Source organism: Ferruginibacter sp. (genome assembly GCF_031430955.1).
GTDB lineage: Bacteria > Bacteroidota > Bacteroidia > Chitinophagales > Chitinophagaceae > Ferruginibacter.
In genome coordinates, this window is record NZ_JANPCM010000681.1 from 1 (window position 1) to 1,982 (window position 1,982).

Annotated in this window: 1 protein-coding gene and 1 pseudogene; both read left to right on the top strand. The window is 35.5% G+C overall.

Going from position 1 to position 1,982, the window contains the following annotated elements:
• A pseudogene (locus tag ACY65O_RS19450) lies at positions 1 to 380 on the top strand (PstS family phosphate ABC transporter substrate-binding protein); the annotation flags it as partial.
• 72 nt (positions 381 to 452) lie between these two features.
• Positions 453 to 1,982: tetratricopeptide repeat protein (locus ACY65O_RS19455; RefSeq protein WP_462222521.1), on the top strand; the 1,530-nt coding region annotated here is incomplete at its 3' end.

Sequence of the window (1,982 nt, forward strand, 5' to 3'; positions counted from 1 at the left end):
CTGTAAAGAGCAGCAGGGAAGTATTGGAATATGTTGCCACTGATGAAAATGCTGTGGGTTTTGTTGGGATAAGCTGGATAGGAAACCCGGAAGATACTGCACAGGTTAATATGTTAAAGAAAGTAAAAATGGCGTACATAAAATGTGATAACTGTACCGACTCAATGTATGTAAAACCAACCCAGATGGGCATCTTAACTAAAAGATACCCTTTGGTACGTGGTTTGTATTACATCGCCAAAGAAAGTAGTGCAGGGCTTGGTACAGGGTTTACAAGTTTTTTAAAAAATGAAAGAGGGCAGTTGATTTTCAGAAGGGCATATTTAGGACATAAAATGAGTTTTTATATCAGAAATGTAAAGATCAACGAAAAATTATAAAAAGTTTATTATGGTTTTTGAAGAAAGTGTCTATAAAATTAATAACATTGTAAAAGTATAAAAGCAAAAAAAATGAACAAGATAAAAGCGGCGGTATTATTTTTAACCACTATGCTGGTTGCAAACTTTATTAATGCACAAAGTATTGATGAAGGCAAAAAGTTTTTGTATTACGAAAAATACAAAAGCGCAAAAGCTGTATTTGAAAAATTAGTTGCAGCAAACGCAAATAACGCCGATGCTGTGTATTGGCTTGGCCAAACAATGTTAGGCCCCGATAAAACAGAAAATATTGCGGCTGTAAAAGAATTGTACCGCAAAACGCTTGAAGCCAACAGCAACAACGCTTTATTAACTGCAGGTATCGGGCATATTGAATTGCTGGAAGGTAAAACTCAGGATGCCCGTAATCGTTTTGAAACTGCCATTTCATTAAGTCAGGGAAAGAATATTGCTGTTTTAAATGCAATTGGTTTAGCAAATGGCGACTTTGATTCTAAAAATGGCGATGCAAATTATGCTGTTGATAAATTAAAATTAGCCACAACATTAAAGGGCTTTAAAGATCCTGAAACATGGGCTTTATTAGGTGATGCTTACCGCAAAGCTTCTGATGGCGGTAGTGCACAAAGGGCTTACGAAAGTGCTTTAACAGTTAACTCAGCTTATGCAAGGGCAAAATACCGCATTGGTAAAATTTATCAAACTCAGGGCTTTACGCAGTCGGAAATTTATATGAGGTATTTTAATGAGGCCATTGCAATGGATGCTAATTATGCACCTGTTTATAATAACCTGTATAATTTATTTTATAAAACTGATGTAAAAAAATCGGCAGAATACCTCGAAAAATATTTAACGTTAATGGGGGATGATGAACCACAATCATGTTATTACAGGGCTACCATTAAATATGCACAGGGTTTATTTGCTGAGTCAATCACTCAGGCTGATGCATGTATTACAGGCGGTGGCGCAAATCCTGATGTTCGTTTATATGGATTAAAAGGCTATGCTTACGACAAATTAAACGATTCAGTAAATGCAAAAACTTCTTTTGAAAAATTCTTTCAATTGCAAAAACCAGAAAAGGTTGGCCCAACAGATATTGAATTTTATGTAAGAAACTTATTAAAATTTCCGGGCAACGAAGCTGCCGCAGCAACCTTAATTGAAAAAGGTATCACTTTCGATACTACCGAAATTGGTAAAGTGGCATTAATGAAAACAATGGCAGCCAGGTTCGAATCTCAAAAGCAATATTTAGATGCGGCAAACTGGTACAAGAAAATTCTTGATACCAAAAAAGCACCTACAAAAACAGATATTTTTAACGCTTCTATAAACTTTAGCCGTGGTGCAAATTATCAGGCTGCAATAGATGGATGGAGTTCTTACATTACCAAATATCCTAACGAAACTTATGGATATTATATGACTGCACTGTCACAAGAGAAAATGGATACTACCATGGCTTTAGGTCTTGCAGCTCCAAGCTATCAAAAAGTAATTGATCTTGGCGAGGCACAATGGACAACTGATTCGGCTAAAGTAAAAACACATTTATTGAATGCCTACAAATATTTTATTCAATACACTTAT